This window comes from Streptomyces mutomycini (assembly GCF_001700505.1).
Taxonomy (GTDB): Bacteria; Actinomycetota; Actinomycetes; order Streptomycetales; family Streptomycetaceae; genus Streptomyces; species Streptomyces mutomycini.
Genome location: NZ_MAPV01000116.1, coordinates 79,827 through 94,985, shown reverse-complemented (window position 1 = coordinate 94,985; position 15,159 = coordinate 79,827). Strand labels below are relative to the sequence as shown.

Genomic DNA, 15,159 nt, shown 5'->3' with positions numbered 1-15,159 from the left:
GCATCCGCCGACGAAGCGCACCGCCCGTCCGCTACTCGAAGCGTTCGTGCGCTTCGTCGGCGGATGCGCGTGGGCGGTCACGGGAGGGCCTCCGGCGGGGGTGGGTGAAGGTGTTCTGATTTCACCTCACAACCTAAGGACGGCACGTCCCCCGAACGATGCAGCCAGGCCCCTACTTATCTGGGGGACATCCCCCAGAAGCTACTGGGGGCTCCCCGGCTGACGGCTCATCACCGACGGGGTGCCCGGCGTGACTCCGGCGCTGCTCCCTCGTTGACCCAGGCCGCGAACCTCTGTCCCGCGGCCCCGGCGAAGAGAGGAGCGGTCATGCAGGAGTGCCCGCCACTGAGCCCGACGCGGAAGGCCGAGTTCGCCCGGCCGGGCCGGCGGACGTCCGGTCCACTCCCATGGCTGACGGCGGTCGGCGTCGTCTTCGCCGCCGTTCAACTGAGCTTCGTCGTACCGGGTTCAGGACTGGCATGGGACGAGACGGTCTACGTCAGCCAGGCCGGCGGCAACGCCCCACCCGCCTTCTTCAGCGCCCCCCGCGCACGTGGGATCTCCTATCTCGTCGCACCTGCCGCCGCGCTCACCACATCCACCACCGCGCTACGCGTCTACCTCGCCCTGCTGTCCGCCGCGGCCCTGGTCGTCGCCCTGTGGGTCTGGCGCAAGGTACTCCCCACGCCCGTACTCGTGTGCACGGGGGCACTGTTCGCCGGTCTGTGGCCGACCCTGTTCTACGGGCCCGCAGCGATGCCGAACCTCTGGTGCGCCCTGGGCGCGCTGGCCGCGGCCGGCTGGGCCGCGAGGGCGATGCGCGGTGACGCCGGCCGCGCTGTGGCCGCCGGTGCGGGGGCGGCCGTGGCACTGGTCGCCCTGATGCGCCCCGCCGACGGCTTCTGGCTCGCACTGCCGCTGGCCCTCGCGGCCGTCCTGGTGCCCGGCCGTCGCCTGCCGGGTCTGTGCGCCGCGGTCATCGGCGGCCTGCTGGCGGGCTGCGTGCCCTGGACCGCGGAGGCGTACGCCCACTACGGGGGCCTCGGTCCCCGACTGCACCGGGCCGGCGAGATCCAGGGCGGGCTGGGGTGGAACCTCGCGATCGACGACCACCTGCGAGCGCTGGCCGGCCGGACCCTGTGCCGCCCCTGCGACATCGGCTGGGAGAACCCGGCCACCGCGCTGTGGTGGGTGGCGCTGCCCCTCCTCACGGCCGCCGGGATCGTGGCGGCCCGGCGAGCGGGCCGCGGAACCGTGGCACTGCTGGCGACGGCGGCCGGGGTCTCGACCGCCGTTCCGTATCTGTTCCTCGTCGAATACGCCGCGCCCCGCTTCCTGCTCCCCGCCTACGCGCTGCTGGCCCTGCCGGTCGCCGAATACGTGGCGTACCTCTTCGCCAGGACGCGGCGCGCCCGGCGCCCGGCAGGCGTTGCCGCGCTCACGCTGGCCCTGACGGCTCACCTGGCCGTCCAGCTCTCCGTGCTCAGCCATGTCGTACGCACCAGCCACGCCACCGCTGCGGAATTCGCCTCGGCCGCGGGTGCGCTGAACCGGCTGGGGGTGCGCCCGCCGTGCGTGGTGAGCGGGGACCACGCCGTGCCGATCGCCTACTACGCCGGCTGCGCCTCGCGGCAGACCGATGGGCACGACGCGAGCATCACTCCGGAGGAGCTCCGCGCCCTCGCGCGCCGCGTACCGACGGCCGTCCTGACGGCAGAGGACGAAGAGCCGCCTTCGGGCACCGGTGGCGCGCGGGTGGTTCCCCTGCCGTTCGGCCGGGGCCCCGGTCCCCAGCGGACGTATCTGCTGCCCGGCCCCGCCACGGGCCGGACGCTGTCGGCCGGGTGATCGGGCCGGGCCGGCCGCTCGGCGCTCAGCCGGCGGAGACCTCCGGGGCCGCCGCGACGATCGGCTGGGTGCGCGCCTCCGCGCGGCGCAGATGCTCCCGGTAGTCCTGGGCTTTCAGAGCCAGGGAGCGGTCCAGCCGCGCGGCGCTGGAGAAGATCTCCTCGTGCTCCAGCACCCCCCGGGTCCATGACGAGGTATCTCATGACCGGCGGCAGTCAATTGGGCAACCACCTCCCCGTTGAGGCACCCGGGCGCTGGTGTCTCCCCGCTCAGCGGAGACCGCGCTTCTCCCGTTCGGCTTCGGTCAGCTCCTCCATGAGTTTCTCCGGGCTCACCACGTACTCGGTGTCTTTGAGGGCGTCGTAGTCCTGGGTGCTCAGCGGTAGGCCGAGCTCGGCGAGTTCGGCGGCCAAATGTGTGAAGGCGATTCGTTCGTCGGGCTCGTCCTGGTAGCTTGCCTGCTCGGCTGCGGACCCCTCGGCCAGGGTGAGGCCGGCCAGGTCCCAGAAGGTGAACTCGGTGTCCAGCTCGATGAGCTGCCAGGCGCGGTCCGCGGGTTCGTCGGGGTGCAGCCAGTAGCCGATCCACCCCTTCCCGCCCTTCGCCACGAGTTTGACGTACGTGGCCATCTCCGCGGCTGCGGCGTTGACGGCCTGCATCTCCGGGTCCGCGAGTTCCTTCTCGCTCAGATAGCTGGTGTCCAGGAGCGGGTGGACCTCTCCCGCCTCGAAGAACTCGAGGCGGAGAAGATGGGCGAAGTCGGTGCGGCCTTCCCACTGCGCCACAAGCAGCACGCGCAGATCGTCGGGTATTGGACGGCCGTCCAGCCGGTCGCGGGAGAACTCTGCGAGCCGTTCGTCGTACATCCGCGCTCTCCAGACGTCGAAGCAAGATCCTCGCGTCAACGTAACAGCGGTGACTGACAAGCTGTCGGGTATGCCGGCGACTGCCGACCGTCCGTGATCCGGACTCGGAACAGGTCCTGGTCGATGGGCGCGTCTGCCGGTGCGACCGCACCGACCGTGTTACCAATGCCCGGGGCAGCGGATCGGCACCCCGACCGCCCGGGCGGAGCCTGAAACGCGCCGGTAATCCACTCGGCGCGGGAGTCTCCTACCCTCGCTCAGGAATCGTCGTAGCCGAATCGTCGTAGCAGCGGACGGAGGCGGTGCCGTGGCCGGCGCACCAGCACGCGGACGACACGCCGAGCACAGCGTGGGGCTGTCCCACCGGGTCATCCACGGCTACCGCCGTGCTTACAGGATGGCGGGGGAGGGGCCCGCCATCCTGCTCATCCACGGCATCGGCGACTCCTCCGCGACGTGGGCGGACGTGATCCCCGAGCTGGCCCGCCACCACACCGTGATCGCCCCCGACCTGCTCGGCCACGGGGCCTCGGACAAGCCCCGGGCCGACTACTCGGTGGCTGCCTACGCGAACGGGATCCGTGATCTGCTGGGCGTGCTGGGCATCGAACGGGCCACCCTGGTCGGTCACTCGCTCGGCGGCGGTGTGGCCATGCAGTTCGCCTACCAGTTCCCGGAACGGACCGACCGGCTCATCCTGGTGAGCGCGGGCGGTGTGGGCCGTGAGGTGAACCCCGTCCTGCGAGCGGTGTCCCTCCCGGGTGCCGACCTCATGCTCTCCACCCTTCGCCTGCCCGGCATGCGCAGCCAGGTCGGCCTCTTCACCCGGCTGATCAGGCTGCTCGACACCGACCTCGGCCAGGACGCGGGCGAACTGCTCGACCTCGTGGACGCCCTTCCCGACCACACGTCCCGCAGCGCGTTCATCAGCACGCTCAGGGCGGTGGTCGACTGGCGAGGCCAGGTCGTCACGATGCTGGACCGCTGCTATCTGACCCAGGGCATGCCCACGCTCCTCCTGTGGGGCTCACGGGACAGCGTGGTCCCCGTGCACCACGCCTACGGTGCCCACGCCGCCATGCCCGGCAGCCGACTGGAGATCTTCGACGGCGCCGGGCACTTCCCCTTCCACACCGACCCCGCCCGGTTCCGTGCCCTGGTCGAGGACTTCATGTGCACCACCGCCCCGGCCGACTGGAGCCCGGAACGCTGGCGCGAACACCTCCGTGCGGGCCGCCCCGGCAGTACGGACGGCGCACCTGACCCCGCGTTCGACCGAGCCGTGGACCAAGACCTCCAGGAGGCGAGCGAACGCAGCGCCACATGAGGCGCGAGTGGCCGCTGCGCACCCAGGAACGTGCAAAGCGGCCGGCCGGGAGGCAGCCGTTACTCCTTGCGGGCGACGGCACACCACATGGGCAGGCTGTCGTCCGCGGTGTCGGACGGTCCGGGACGCCAGCGGGTCAGGGTGACGACGCCGGGCTCCAGGATCTCCAGTCCCTCCAGGAAGCGTTCGACCTCCGTCCGGGTACGCGGGGTGGCCGAGGCGTGGCTGGCGGCCCGCTCGTTGTAGATCCGCATGGATTCGGCGACCTCGGGCGCGGTGACGTCCGCCGCGGGGTGGGACAGGACGAGGTAGCTGCCCGGAGCCAGGCGGTCCAGCAGCCGGCGGGTGATGTCCCACGGGTCCTCGGCGTCCTTGACGTACTGCAGGATCGCCACCAGCATCAGGCCGACCGGCCGGTTCAGATCGAGGGTTCGGGAGGCCGCGTCGAGGATCGCGTCCACGTCCCGCGCGTCGGCCTGCACATAGTCGGTCTGCCCCTCCGGGCCGCTGACCAGCAGCGCCCGGGCATGGGTGAGCACGATCGGATCGTTGTCGACGTACACGACACGCGCATCGGGAGCGGCCTGCTGGGCTACCTCGTGCGTGTTCTCCGCCGCCGGAATGCCCGTGCCGACGTCCAGGAACTGGCGGACCCCGGCCGCCGCGAGGTGACGTACGGCCCGGCCGAGGAATGCCCGGTTCGCCCGGACCGATGGCACGATCGTCGGATTGGCCCCCGCAGCCAGTTCGGCTGCCTCCTGGTCCACCGGATAGTGGTCCTTGCCGCCCAGCCAGACGTTGTACACGCGGGCGGGGTGTGCGCTCGTGGGGTGGGGTGTGGGCAGCGGGTATTCGTTCATGGTTTCGTCACCTCGTGCGGCCGGGAGGCCAGGTCGGACCCGTGTTCGGTCACGGTACCCCTTGATCCACCGCCCGCCGCCGAGCGAGAGGTGCTGAGGCATGCCCGGCCAAGTGCCGTCCTGGTTCGCGTGCTGACCACCCGACATATCCGGCCTCGACCGGGCGTTCGGCGGGGCAGGTCAGGGCTTGCGGGCCAGGCCGCCGTGCTCGCCGATGGCCACGGGAGCGGGCGCCGTGGCGTCCGGGCGCCAGAAGGGGACCGATACGACCCCGGGGTCCAGGAGTTCGAGGCCGTCGAAGAACGCCGTGATCTGATCGACGGGACGCAGGAAGTACGGGATGGCACCGGTGTCGTTGTACGCGTCCTGGGCCTGCTCGTAGTCCGCGTCGACGCCCCGGGAGCCGTCGTTGACGGAGAGGTAACTGCCGGACGGCAGCCCGTCCATCAGGCGGGCGACGATCGTGCGCGCCTGTTCGTAGTCGGCGACGTGGCCCAGGATGTTGCTGAGGATCAGAGCGGTGGGGCGGCTGAGGTCCAGTGTCCTGGCGGCCGCCGACAGGATGCGGTCGGGGTCGGCGAGGTCGGCGTCGACGTAGGCGGTCGCGCCCTCGGGGGTCGAGGTGAGCAGGGCACGAGCGTGCGCGAGGACCAGCGGATCATGGTCGACGTAGACGATCCTGGCCTCGGGTGCGAGCCGTTGGGCGACCTCGTGGGTGTTGTCCTCGGTCGGCAGGCCCGTACCGACGTCGAGGAACTGCCGGATGCCCGCCTCGGTGACCAGATGGGTGATGTTGCGGCCCAGGAAGGCGCGGCTGCTGCGGGCGACGGTGACGATGCCCGGAAAAACGGTGCTGTACGCGTCCCCGGCCTGTTCGTCGACGGGGTAGTGGTCCTTCCCGCCGAGCCAGTAGTTCCAGATCCGGGCCGAGTGCGGCACCGTCGTGTCGATGTTCTGCTGCTCGTGGCCGGGGGATGTCGCGTGGTCGGTCATGAGTACCGTTCCGTCTTGAGCCGAGGCGTGAACCGTTCAGCGCACAACTTACGCCCGATGCCCCCGGTATACGGCGGTCGGGCGCGGCTTGGCGGCCCGCTCGGCAGGCACGGGCCGCCGTACGAGCAGCGACAGGAGGGACGCCGCGGCGCACAGCGCGCCGAGCGCGACCCAGACGGGAGCGTACGTCCCGAACGCGTCGCGGGCTGCCCCGCCTCCGAACGCGGCCAGGGCGGCGCCGGCCTGGTGGGCGGCGCCGACCCAGCCGAAGACCACCGCGCCGTCGTCGCCGTGGAACTCGCGGCACAGCGCGATGACCGGCGGGACGGTCGCGAGGTCGAGCAGACCGAAGGCGACGACGAAGGTCATCATCGACGGCTGCACCGTGGCGCTCATCAGCAGCGGCAGACCTGTCAGGAGCAGGCCGCGCAGGGCGAAGAAGACCGCGAGCAGCCGTCGTGGATCGTGGCGGTCCGTGGCCCACCCGGACGCGACGGTGCCGATCACGTTGAAGACCCCGATCGCCGCGAGGAGGGAGGACGCGGTGGTGGCGGGCATTCCGTGGTCATGGGCGGCCGGGGTGAAGTGGGTCCACATGATGCCGTTGGTGGAGGCTCCGCAGACGGCGTACGCCGCCGCCATGAGCCAGAACGGCCGGGTGCGCGCAGCGTCGCGCAGGACCGCGAGTGCCCTGCGGCCCGCGCCCTCGGTGGGGGCGGGCCGTGGCACGTGACGCCCGGCACCGTACGGCCTGCGGCCGACGTCGGCGGGGTGGTCCCGCAGCACGAGCCACATCAGCGGAGCGGTGGCGCACGCCGCGAGTACCAGGGTGACGAGGGACGGACGCCAGCCGTGGTGGTCCACGGTCCAGGACAGGGCGGGAAGGAACACCATCTGCCCGAAGACGCTGCCCGAGGCGAGTGCACCGGTGACGAGCCCGCGCCGCCGTACGAACCAGCGCTGGGTGACGGTGGCACCGAAGGCCGTGGCCATGGAGCCCGTACCCAGGCCGACGAGCAGGCCCCAGTACAGGGTGAACTCCCAGGCCGAGGTCATGAGGGTGGTGAGTCCGGCTCCCGACGCGATGACCAGCAGGGCGACGACCACCACGCGGCGGATGCCGAAGCGGTCCATGAGGGCGGCGGCGAACGGGGCGGTGAGCCCGTAGAGCAGCATGTTCACCGAGGCGGCCAGGCCGATCGACCCGCGCGACCAGCCGAACTCCCGGTGCAGGGGCCCGCTGAGCAGACCGGGCAGTGTCGAGAAGGCGCCCGCTACGACGATGGCGATCAGCGCGGCACCCGCCACCCACCAGGCGCGGTGGCCGAGGCGACTGCGGTACGAGAGGCCGTTGTCTGCATCCATGCGTTCGATCGTCTTCGCGCACACGCGGGGCAACCACTGGCCAGATGGACCACTTCTGCAAGAATCTGGCCATGAAGCAGGAGAGGCATCGGGTGGTCGTGCTCGTGCGGCCGGGGCTGCTGCCCATGGAACTCGGGATCGTGCACCGGCTGTTCGGGCAGGCGGTATCGGCATCGGGTGCGCCCCTGTACGAGGTCGTCACCTGCACACCGCGGCCGGGAGTCGTGCCCACGGACACCGACTTCACCATCAACGTGGACATGGGGCCCGAGGCGCTGGAGAACGCGGACACCGTCGTCGTGCCGGCCGCCCAGGAGGACTACGAGCCGCAGGAACGCGGGCGCATCCACACCGAGGTGGCCCGTGCGCTGGCCCGCGTCCCCCGGGGAGCGCGGGTGGCGTCCATCTGCACCGGCTCGTTCGTCCTGGCGGCGGCGGGTCTGCTGACGGGGCGGCGGGCCACGACGCACTGGAAGTCGTGCGCGGAGTTCCGGGAGCTCTACCCGGAGATCGAGGTGGACGCCGACGTGCTGTACACCGACGACCGCGGGGTCCTCACCTCGGCCGGTGTGGCCTCGGGCGTCGACCTCTGTCTCCACATGATCCGTACCGACCACGGTGCGGAGGTCGCCAACGCGGTCGCCCGGGGAACCGTCGTACCACCGCACAGGGAAGGCGGTCAGGCGCAGTACATCGAGCGCCCGGTCACCCCACCCGGGCAGTGTCCGACGGGCCCGGCGCGGGAGTACGCCCTGCGGAACCTGGAACAGCCACTGAAACTGGCTGATCTGGCCGACCGCGCGTCGATGAGTGTGCGGACGTTCAACCGGCGTTTCCGGCAGGAGGACGGACTCACGCCCATGCAGTGGATCGTCCAGCAACGCGTCGACAGGGCAAGGCAGTTGCTGGAGCGGACCGACCTCCCGGTGGACCGGATCGCCGCCGACGCCGGCTTCGGGACCGGCACCGCGCTCCGGACGCACTTCCACGCCGCACTGGGGGTGTCCCCGCGCGCCTACCGCCGCACGTTCAGGGGCGAGGCCGGCGGCGGCCCGGTCGCCTGACGGGGGTCAGCCGGCGGCAGGAGTGCGAATGGCGGCTATGTCGAACTGCAGGCGCAGCCTCTCGCTCACCATGGCGCCGCCCTCGGCCAGACGGGCGTTGTAGGTCAGACCCCAGTCGGAACGGTTGATGGTGGTGGTCCCGTCGAACCCGACGCGCTCGTAACCGAACGGATCGGTGACGTAACCGATGTACGTGAGGTCCAGGGTCACGGGGCGGGTGATGCCCCGGATGGTGAGGTCGCCGGTCATGCGGTAGACGTCCTTGCCGATGAGCTGCACGGCGGTGCTCGCGAAGCTCAGGCGCGGGTGCTTCCCGGCGTCCAGGAAGTCACGGCCGATCAGGTGCGCGTCGCGCTGCTCCACACCCGTGTCGACGCTCGCGGTGACCAGCGAGATCTCGGCACTGGAACGGGCCGGGTCGCGCCCGTCGAAGTAGAGGCGGCTCTCGTACTCCAGGAACGCGCCACGCACGGTCGTCACCATGGCGTGCCGCACGGAGAAACCGATCCTGCTGTGGGCGGGGTCGATCATCCACTCTCCGGTGAGAGCGGCCAGACGGGGATCGGGCAGAACTGCGGCACCGTCGGCCGTCGATGCGGCGGTCGGCTCTTCTGTGCGGGGCTCCGGGCGGCGGAGCAGGGAGCTGCGGCTGAAGAGGTTCATGAGACAGTTAGTTACGCTCAGGCAAGTACCTCCCGCAAGAGCTGATCAAGGAACCCGAACATCCGTGGTCAGACCTTCACAAGGTGACGCCTCGTGGAAGCGGAGGTGGTAGCTGAGCGTGGGGGCTTCTGCACCGCGGGACTTCATCGTCGGTGATCAGCCCGCATACAGCGGTGAAGGACACCGGGCCTCCGCCTCGACACCAGCGGCACGCAGCCGATGGGCGAGAAGAGTCATCTCGGGCATCCCCCCGTGAACATGCCGGCCCGGATCTGCAGCACGACTTCCCCCGTGCACCGGCACGACCTTGACGACTCAGGCGCCCGGACCCTGAGGTTGAAAGGCAAGTCAGTCCGTGCCCGCCGTCTCCGTCAGCTTTTCGAGTTGGGCGGTTATCACCTCGTCCGGGGCCTCGCCCGCTTTCTTGTGCGCGACCAGGCTCTGCCAGCCGAAGACGGCCACGTTGGAGCCGCTGCGAACCACCCGGGACCAGTGCACGGTTCCCGCCAACTCCCGCTTGTAGGCGAGAGCCTCGTCGGCCGGGCCTGGGTCGGGGGCGGCGAGCGCGGTGACGGTCGGGTTCAGGCCCATGTCGTCCTCGTAGCCGGTACAGCTCTTCGCCGCGTCACGGACGCGAGTGAGCAGGTCCTCTGCGTCGGCCGCCGTGGCGTAGGCGTACAGCGTGATGTCGGTGGCCTTCGTGTCCATCTTCGGGTGGACGGAGCGGGCAGCGGCCGCGGACGGCGCCGGCTCGGGGGAACGGAGCCGGATGTCCTCCATGGGCTGGCAGGTCGCCGGTTCGGCCGGTTTCCCCTTGGTGCCGAGGACGGTGCCCTGCTTGAAGACGGTGAAGGTGTATTCGGGCAGGTCGGCTTCGGCGACCGCCACGCTCTCAAGGCCGGCCGCGTCCAGCGGGCCGTCGCTCGTCCTCCCCGCCGACTTCTCCTTTGCCGAGTCCCCGGTCACGGCGCCGCTTCCGCCGTCTCCGGACCCTTCGCCGCCGCAGCCAGCCAGCAGGGTCACCGCCGCAAGCGTCACCACGACGGCCGGAACCCGCCGCAGTCCGTCCACTCTCATTCCCGCTCCTTCGGTACCAGCGCCCGGGCGCGTCGGCACCTGGTTCGCATCTCGAAGCACAATGACAGAACGCGACAGCTTCGGGCGTCAGCCAAAAGGCGTATAGCTGCTACGCGCGCCGGTCGGTTGGGGGTGTCCCGTAACGAATTTGGCGTCGTGATGAACGCGATCCGCCGCTGTGGGGCGTGCTCGACGCGGGCTCCGGACTTGCTTGTAGGAGCGGTTGTGCTTCTCCTCCGGGCCGGGAACTCTTCGCCCTGGCGGCGGCGGTGCGGGATGACCAGTCAGGTGCCCTGGTAGCCACCGTCGGCGATGGCTGACTGACCGGGCCGCGCTGCCGTCAGCGGCAGGCGCCTTGTGTCAGCGTCCGCCGGTGCAGTCCGGGACACCGGTGTGGTCCAGGATCGCGGCGGTCAGCGGTGCGAGGACCTCTCGGGGGAGCGCGTGCCCCATGCCGGGGATCTCGACCGTGCGCGCCCCGCGGACCACTTGGGCGAGATGCTGCGCGTGCGGGGGAGGGAAGACCGGTTCGGCCGGGGCCGAGATCACGAGGGTGGGCACGTCGGTCCTCGCCAGTTCCTCGGTTCGCAGCATGCCGGATGTGTCGGCACGGCCGTGCGCGGTGCTGGAGGCGCGGTGGCCGGTGTGCTCGATGATCTTCCGCTCCAGCGCGCGGGCGCCCTCCGCGTCGAAGGGGAGCTGGTCGCCGGCCAGTGCCCGCCAGTGCGCGACGCGGGCGTCCAGCTCGCCCTCCGGGCCGCGCTCCTCGGCCGGTCGCGCCCAGATCTCCAGCACGTGGGGAGCGATGCCGGGAAGATCCTCGGGCGGAACGCGTGTGCCGTCCGGCCGCACGTACGGAGTGGTGCTGAGCGCGGACGTACCGATGAGGGTCGCGCTCAGCACGCGGTCCGGGTGGTCGGCGATGAGCAGCTGGGTGAGCATCCCGCCGAGAGACATGCCCACGACGTGGGCGCGGTCGATGCCCAGGCCGTCCAGGACTGTGATCGCGTCCTCGGCGAGGTCGGTGACGGCGTACGGCTGCTGGTCGAACGCCCACGTGGAGCGGCCGGTGTCACGGTGGTCGTAGCGGATCACCCGGTGGTGCGAGGCGAGTGCGTCCACCAGTTCGTCCGGCCAGCCCAGACCAGAGGTCTGTGCGCCCATGACGAGCAGGAGGGGAGGGGCATCAGCGGGGCCTCGCTCCTCCGCCCACAGGCGCACGCCGGGTGCCGCGTCGATGAAGTGGTCCATGGTGATCCTCCTGTGCGGGCCGGCGGCCAAGGCAAGCCGAGACGTTTCGTCTCGCCTCTACTGTAGCGCAGGCTTCGCACGCGGGGGTGAGGGGCTCGCAGCCACATCCTTTCCGGTACACCCTCGGTCAGGGCTGGGTGGTGCCGGCCGAGTAAGTCCCGAGCGGCCACGGGGCCCGTCACACCCCGGCCTCCACCAGGAACTCACTCGGGTCGCCCCACCACGACACGTACAACCCGTCCCGGGCAGGGGTGCATGCGACGAACAGCAGACAGCGCTCTGCAAGGAGGTCGGCGTCGTGCTGGAGCCGGTCGACCGCCGCGGTGACCGCCCTGGGATACGGGAGGGCTCCGTCGCTCACGCCGATGACCTCGACGCACCGGAACTCCACCAGGTGGTCATCGACGCGGACACCTGTCGGGTCGTAGTTGTCGGCCGGCCACCGCCCGGAAACCGCAACGACTGCAAAGCCTGGGAGGAATCGGGTGCCAAGGCCGCCGTCGGTTGCGCAGTCACGATTGCGGATGGTGGTTATCCAGGGACCGGCCTCGTGATCCGCCACCGGCCACGGCTTCGGCGTAGTTGGGTGATGTCTGATTCGTGATCATGTGATGCCGAGCAAGGCGAGGGGGCGGTTCGGGTCGCGGGAGTTGGCCCGGAGCGCGGCGGCGATGTTCTGGGCGTCGGCCAGGCGGACGGCGCCGATGGAGAGGTCGCGCCAAGTCGCCATGACACGGGGTGCGTTGCCGGTCCGCAGTTGCGGCGGCGCCGCGCACCGTCTTGCCGGGCCACGGCCACCGCCCGCCGGACTGTCTGGTTGGGGCGGCGGTCGGACAGCCAAGCGCCCACCGCCCGGTCCAGGGCATCGGCGTCCAGGCAGGTCAGCGTGCGGCGGATCGTCGTCTCGCACGGCACCGGGCGGATACCGGTCAGTGGACAGCGGTGGGCGCCGAGCCGGTCCAGGACCGGCGGCGAAGCATCGGCGGGCCACTCGCTGATCGCCAGCAGTGAGGTCGCACCGGCCAGCACCGCGCAGGCCGCGAGCGCTAGTACGTACACCAGGCCGTGGCGGGGGCCACGGGGCCTACGCCGATCGGCAATCTCGGCCAACCGACCCAGCAGTCCGAGCAGTTCGCCCTCGGCGGCTTCGGGCTGATCACGAAGTTGGTCAAGGGCGGGCGGGTTCGGGGGTGATGCAGGGCAGGCACGGGCTTCCGTAGGGATCACTGGACTCGACACCCACATGATCTTGGAAGCCCGCGCCTGCCCTGCATCCAGGACTCCACCAGCGCGCGTCAGGACAAGACGCCCGCACCGCAACTGCGCCGAAGCCATAGTCAGACTTGGAGCAAGTACGCCTTCGTGGCAGCTCGGGACCGGCCGCGAGGAAGCCGTGATGATCTCTGAACGCTATCGATGACCTGCTCCCAGATGACAGGGCCGCCACGGTCGCTGATCCAGAGTGGGTCAGCCGGTCGCGTTCGAGCAGTCGACCCAGGCGACGAGGTCGGTGCTGAAGTCGGGATCGTTCACGCGGACGACGCCGAACCTGATGTGCTGTCCCTGGGACAGGGGCTTGAGGCAGTCGATCGGGCTGCGTTCGCGCCAGGTGCCTTTGGTGTCCTTCCACGGCACGGCGCCGAGTCCGAAGCTTTTTCCCGGCTGACGACCGTCGAGGGACACCCCGAACTTGTCTCCGTTGATTCCGACTGCCGAGACCGTGCCCTGGAACACCTGCGGGGTCGCAGTATCCGTCGGTAGCGTGTGACCAATCCCGAATCCGACACCGGCGAGCACCAGGCCCGCGACTACCAGCAGCGCCGGCTGCGACTTGATCTTGCGTATTTCCATCCGCGCAACATACGCCGATTCCGTCAGTGCCGCGCCTGGTCGGCGTGACGGGCGTGTGCCTTCCTGAACGCGTTCACCTTGAAGTTGATCGCGTTGTAAGGCAGGCAACACTCGCCCCGGGCCCCCGGGCCGGCCTGGCGAGCTGAACAGAAGAACTTGACAGGGAACTCCACCAACGCGCACCAGGACAACTCGCTCAAACCGCAACTACGCCGAAGCCCTGCCCCACCGGCGCGAGCGCGGGCAGGCCGAACTCACGCCCTGGGAGGAAGAACACAACAGGTCTCACAGGCAGGTCCGAGCCCGCGTCGAGCACGTCTTCGCCCGTATGCAGGCGTGGAAGATTCTCCGTGACTGCCGCCTCAGAGGCGACGGCGTCCACCTCGCCATGCTGGGCATCGCCCAGTTGCAGAACATTGCCCTGACCCAGTGACCGATAGGGTCAACCCAGCTCAGCCACGTTCAGAGCCGGGCGGCTTCAGGGGCCTTTGCTGACCACACTCCAGCCGGGTTCCGTTGGCGTCAGTCACTGTGTACTCCAGCACAATCCTGGTCGGGTGGCCGTCCTCATAAGGCCACACCGTGATGCCTCCCTCCCGGACAAGGGTGGAGAACCAGACATCGATCCCCTCGGCTTCCGGCGCGACCGTGAAGGCCTCCCCGGGCTTCAGATAGAAGTCCTGGTGTCGTGCGACTCGCTCCCGTACGGGATGCCCCAGGCGTCGAGGCGCTCGCCGGTCAGGCGCCGCGTGGTGTCGAGCTGAAGCGCATCGTGAAGTGGTGCCACGGAAAGCGGGATTGTGCGGTGCGTGCGGGGCGCACGGGGAGGGGTGGCTGTTTGCTGATCATGCCTCAACGCTGACGCATCGTGGCTGAACGTGACCAGGGGTTACGCGCTGTCGCAAGGCTGCCGTACGTGGCGTGCGCAGGCTTGTACGCAGGAGGAGCAGCCGGCGGCGACCGACCCGACCGGGGCGGGAACGAGCGGTGCCGGTGCCTGGACCACCAGCGCGATCCAGGCACCCGCGCCCCCGGTTCTCAGCCCTTCAGCTGGGTGAAGCGGAGGTGGTTGCCGAAGGGGTCGCGCAGGCCGCAGTCGATTCCGTACGGGCGCTCCGTCGGCTCATCGGTGAACTCCACGCCCCGCGCCAGCAAGGTCTCGTACGTCTTGCGGCAGTCGTCCGTGGAGAGGATGAGCGCGCTGCCCAGCGCGCCCTTCGTCACCAGTTCGCGGACCTGCTCGGCCGTCTCCTCGGACATCGCCGGTGGACCCGGCTTCTCCAGCAGTACCTGGCGGTCGGGATGGCCGGGGACGCTGACCGTGAGCCAGCGCATGAAGCCCATGTCGACATCGGCGTTGACCTCCAGGCCGAGCTTGCCGACGTAGAAGTCGAGGGCCTGGTCCTGGTCGAGGACGTAGATCTGTGAGTGCGTGATTGCGTTGAACATGTGCATCACGCTAGTCCGCGGGCCCGGTGAAAACTTATCCGAAACTGCTCAGCCGGCGACCCGTACGAAGTGACCGCGGAGGCGCTCAGGCGGTCGGCCGCGTCCACGCTTTCGTGAAGCACGTGGGTACGTTCACGGCCGCCGTCTCCTTGCGGTACGTCCTCGGCGACCGGCCGACGATGTCGCGGAACGTGCGGCTGAAGGTGCCGGTGCTGCCGAAGCCGACCTCGTAACAGATGTCCGTGACACTGCGACCGGTCTCCCGCAGCAGGAACATCGCCCGCTCCACACGGCGCCGCTGCAGATAGCGGTGCGGCGTCTCCCCGAACGTGGCGCGGAAGGTGCGGGCGAAGTGCGCCGGGGAGACATGGGCGATCCGGGCCAGGGCGGGCACATCCAGAGGCTGCGCGTACGCACGGTCCATCGCGTCCCGCGCCCGGAGCATGCGGCGGTTGGTCTCTTCCACGGTGCGGCTCACAGCGCCATCCCACCACAGAACGGTCCGGTGCCGAACGGCTCTGTCATACCCCCTCAGTACGCTCGGG

At 70.2% G+C, this 15,159-nt stretch carries 15 protein-coding genes and 4 pseudogenes; 5 read left to right on the top strand and 14 right to left on the bottom strand.

Going from position 1 to position 15,159, the window contains the following annotated elements; all coding sequences use genetic code 11:
- Positions 1-327 precede the first annotated feature (327 nt).
- On the top strand, positions 328-1,848 hold the full coding sequence (locus tag BFF76_RS18050) for a hypothetical protein (protein ID WP_065848620.1): 1,521 nt from the start codon (positions 328-330) through the stop codon (positions 1,846-1,848).
- Positions 1,849-1,873: 25 nt separating this feature from the next.
- On the opposite strand, the gene BFF76_RS33350 is transcribed toward BFF76_RS18050, so the two are convergent.
- Positions 1,874-2,023, bottom strand: a complete 150-nt coding sequence (locus tag BFF76_RS33350) for a hypothetical protein (RefSeq protein ID WP_208604856.1) — start codon at positions 2,021-2,023, stop codon at positions 1,874-1,876.
- A 94-nt stretch (positions 2,024-2,117) separates the two neighbouring features.
- Positions 2,118-2,714: a hypothetical protein gene (locus BFF76_RS18045; RefSeq protein WP_065848619.1), complete on the bottom strand. Its 597-nt coding sequence runs from the start codon at positions 2,712-2,714 to the stop codon at positions 2,118-2,120.
- A gap of 307 nt (positions 2,715-3,021) precedes the next feature.
- Between BFF76_RS18045 and BFF76_RS18040 the strand changes: the two genes are divergently transcribed.
- The gene (locus tag BFF76_RS18040; protein WP_053930832.1) at positions 3,022-4,041 is read left to right on the top strand and encodes an alpha/beta fold hydrolase; all 1,020 of its coding nucleotides are present in this window, start codon (positions 3,022-3,024) and stop codon (positions 4,039-4,041) included.
- A gap of 59 nt (positions 4,042-4,100) precedes the next feature.
- On the opposite strand, the gene BFF76_RS18035 is transcribed toward BFF76_RS18040, so the two are convergent.
- From BFF76_RS18035 to BFF76_RS18025, 3 genes are all read right to left on the bottom strand, one after another.
- Positions 4,101-4,901 (bottom strand): SAM-dependent methyltransferase, encoded by an 801-nt coding sequence (locus tag BFF76_RS18035; protein ID WP_031096148.1) that lies wholly within the window; start codon positions 4,899-4,901, stop codon positions 4,101-4,103.
- A gap of 180 nt (positions 4,902-5,081) precedes the next feature.
- Positions 5,082-5,894: an SAM-dependent methyltransferase gene (locus tag BFF76_RS18030; protein WP_053930833.1), complete on the bottom strand. Its 813-nt coding sequence runs from the start codon at positions 5,892-5,894 to the stop codon at positions 5,082-5,084.
- Between the two features lie 48 nt (positions 5,895-5,942).
- Complete coding sequence (locus BFF76_RS18025) at positions 5,943-7,259, bottom strand: MFS transporter (protein ID WP_051834675.1); 1,317 nt, start codon at positions 7,257-7,259, stop codon at positions 5,943-5,945.
- Positions 7,260-7,330: 71 nt separating this feature from the next.
- Between BFF76_RS18025 and BFF76_RS18020 the strand changes: the two genes are divergently transcribed.
- Positions 7,331-8,323 carry a GlxA family transcriptional regulator gene (locus BFF76_RS18020; RefSeq protein ID WP_042836835.1) on the top strand — a complete coding sequence of 331 codons (993 nt, stop codon included), beginning with the start codon at positions 7,331-7,333 and terminating at the stop codon, positions 8,321-8,323.
- A 6-nt stretch (positions 8,324-8,329) separates the two neighbouring features.
- On the opposite strand, the gene BFF76_RS18015 is transcribed toward BFF76_RS18020, so the two are convergent.
- The 4 genes and pseudogenes from BFF76_RS18015 to BFF76_RS18000 all read right to left on the bottom strand — a co-directional run.
- Positions 8,330-8,986, bottom strand: a complete 657-nt coding sequence (locus tag BFF76_RS18015) for a YceI family protein (RefSeq protein WP_065848618.1) — start codon at positions 8,984-8,986, stop codon at positions 8,330-8,332.
- A 348-nt stretch (positions 8,987-9,334) separates the two neighbouring features.
- A complete protein-coding gene (locus BFF76_RS18010) occupies positions 9,335-10,063 on the bottom strand; it encodes a hypothetical protein (RefSeq protein ID WP_141695619.1) in 729 nt (242 codons plus the stop codon).
- A 360-nt stretch (positions 10,064-10,423) separates the two neighbouring features.
- Entirely contained in the window at positions 10,424-11,314 is an 891-nt protein-coding gene (locus tag BFF76_RS18005) for an alpha/beta fold hydrolase (protein ID WP_031096156.1), read from the bottom strand.
- 178 nt (positions 11,315-11,492) lie between these two features.
- A pseudogene (locus BFF76_RS18000) lies at positions 11,493-11,705 on the bottom strand (hypothetical protein); the annotation flags it as partial.
- Here BFF76_RS18000 and BFF76_RS31445 point away from each other — a divergent pair.
- Positions 11,703-11,879, top strand: a pseudogene (locus tag BFF76_RS31445) (IS5/IS1182 family transposase); the annotation flags it as partial. The pseudogenes BFF76_RS18000 and BFF76_RS31445 overlap by 3 nt on opposite strands.
- 39 nt (positions 11,880-11,918) lie before the next feature.
- Here the strand turns inward: BFF76_RS31445 and BFF76_RS34455 are convergent.
- The 3 genes and pseudogenes from BFF76_RS34455 to BFF76_RS17995 form a co-directional block, all read right to left on the bottom strand.
- Positions 11,919-12,044, bottom strand: a complete 126-nt coding sequence (locus BFF76_RS34455; protein ID WP_267882493.1) for a hypothetical protein — start codon at positions 12,042-12,044, stop codon at positions 11,919-11,921.
- A 116-nt stretch (positions 12,045-12,160) separates the two neighbouring features.
- A pseudogene (locus tag BFF76_RS33865) lies at positions 12,161-12,559 on the bottom strand (transposase family protein); the annotation flags it as partial.
- A 222-nt stretch (positions 12,560-12,781) separates the two neighbouring features.
- The gene (locus BFF76_RS17995; RefSeq protein WP_031096165.1) at positions 12,782-13,165 is read right to left on the bottom strand and encodes a hypothetical protein; all 384 of its coding nucleotides are present in this window, start codon (positions 13,163-13,165) and stop codon (positions 12,782-12,784) included.
- A gap of 220 nt (positions 13,166-13,385) precedes the next feature.
- On the opposite strand from BFF76_RS17995, the pseudogene BFF76_RS31435 reads away from it, so the two are divergent.
- Positions 13,386-13,598: pseudogene (locus BFF76_RS31435) on the top strand (transposase family protein); the annotation flags it as partial.
- 605 nt (positions 13,599-14,203) lie between these two features.
- On the opposite strand, the gene BFF76_RS17990 reads toward BFF76_RS31435, so the two are convergent.
- Both BFF76_RS17990 and BFF76_RS17985 read right to left on the bottom strand, forming a co-directional pair.
- Positions 14,204-14,614: a VOC family protein gene (locus BFF76_RS17990; RefSeq protein ID WP_031096167.1), complete on the bottom strand. Its 411-nt coding sequence runs from the start codon at positions 14,612-14,614 to the stop codon at positions 14,204-14,206.
- 85 nt (positions 14,615-14,699) lie between these two features.
- A complete protein-coding gene (locus BFF76_RS17985; protein WP_031096169.1) occupies positions 14,700-15,092 on the bottom strand; it encodes a helix-turn-helix domain-containing protein in 393 nt (130 codons plus the stop codon).
- Positions 15,093-15,159: the final 67 nt, after the last annotated feature.

Excerpts from the sequence above, each read along its gene's own strand:
- BFF76_RS18050 (WP_065848620.1), top strand. The coding sequence starts at position 328 with ATGCAGGAGTGCCCGCCACTGAGCCCGACGCGGAAGGCCGAGTTCGCC.
- BFF76_RS18045 (WP_065848619.1), bottom strand. The coding sequence starts at position 2,714 with ATGTACGACGAACGGCTCGCAGAGTTCTCCCGCGACCGGCTGGACGGC.
- BFF76_RS18035 (WP_031096148.1), bottom strand. The coding sequence starts at position 4,901 with ATGAACGAATACCCGCTGCCCACACCCCACCCCACGAGCGCACACCCC.
- BFF76_RS18030 (WP_053930833.1), bottom strand. The coding sequence starts at position 5,894 with ATGACCGACCACGCGACATCCCCCGGCCACGAGCAGCAGAACATCGAC.
- BFF76_RS18025 (WP_051834675.1), bottom strand. The coding sequence starts at position 7,259 with ATGGATGCAGACAACGGCCTCTCGTACCGCAGTCGCCTCGGCCACCGC.
- BFF76_RS18020 (WP_042836835.1), top strand. The coding sequence starts at position 7,331 with ATGAAGCAGGAGAGGCATCGGGTGGTCGTGCTCGTGCGGCCGGGGCTG.
- BFF76_RS18015 (WP_065848618.1), bottom strand. The coding sequence starts at position 8,986 with ATGAACCTCTTCAGCCGCAGCTCCCTGCTCCGCCGCCCGGAGCCCCGC.
- BFF76_RS18010 (WP_141695619.1), bottom strand. The coding sequence starts at position 10,063 with ATGAGAGTGGACGGACTGCGGCGGGTTCCGGCCGTCGTGGTGACGCTT.
- BFF76_RS18005 (WP_031096156.1), bottom strand. The coding sequence starts at position 11,314 with ATGGACCACTTCATCGACGCGGCACCCGGCGTGCGCCTGTGGGCGGAG.
- BFF76_RS34455 (WP_267882493.1), bottom strand. The coding sequence starts at position 12,044 with ATGGCGACTTGGCGCGACCTCTCCATCGGCGCCGTCCGCCTGGCCGAC.
- BFF76_RS17995 (WP_031096165.1), bottom strand. The coding sequence starts at position 13,165 with ATGGAAATACGCAAGATCAAGTCGCAGCCGGCGCTGCTGGTAGTCGCG.
- BFF76_RS17990 (WP_031096167.1), bottom strand. The coding sequence starts at position 14,614 with ATGTTCAACGCAATCACGCACTCACAGATCTACGTCCTCGACCAGGAC.